Origin of the sequence: Acidovorax sp. NB1 (assembly GCF_005405905.1) — a bacterium.
Lineage (GTDB): Bacteria > Pseudomonadota > Gammaproteobacteria > Burkholderiales > Burkholderiaceae_C > Acidovorax.
Window position 1 is genome coordinate 1 of sequence record NZ_BJHU01000054.1, and the last position, 577, is coordinate 577.

Here is a 577-nt window from a genome sequence, read left to right on the forward strand (position 1 = left end):
TGGGCGCAGCTCTGAAACTGAGGCTCGCCAGCGATCAAGTGTTGCTGGATCAACGCTGGCGGCGATGGCGGTGCCTGTTTCAACTTCAAGCTGGGCAAGTGCCGCCGCAATCAGTGTCCGAATTGCCCGCTCGTGCACGATCACCAGCTTGTTCTTGTACAGCCATTGACGCGCCCGCACGAGTAGCTGATCGCGGTCGGCGCAGCGCGCCACTTCGTCGCGCAGTTCACGTACCAGTGAGCGGCGCTGGTGCTCGCTCATCCACTGGAATCCAAGGACCGTGCAGGCTACTTGTTGGTGATCGAATAGCGTGCGCCCGCGTTCATACATGGCTCTCAGCGAGGCGACTTCTGGTGCTGCAATGCCAAGCTCGTTGCCAAGGTGGCGCCACAAGGCTACTGGAATTACCCGAAAGGCACCGAGCAAACGCCCACTCATGCGCAGGAAACCAATATGGAGCGCCAGACCAAGCTTGTGGGAATCACCTCGGCGTGCATTGATTGCGTCGCGCTCGGCACCATCGAAGGTGAAAAATGCCTTCATCTCGAAGTCGCTGATATCGCGGGGGAGCCCACGC

At 59.8% G+C, this 577-nt stretch carries 1 protein-coding gene; it reads right to left on the minus strand.

Annotated elements, in window-relative coordinates; translation table 11 throughout:
* Positions 1–577 (minus strand): DUF4158 domain-containing protein (locus AvAM_RS22675; RefSeq protein ID WP_137749177.1); only part of this gene is annotated, 577 nt, incomplete at both ends.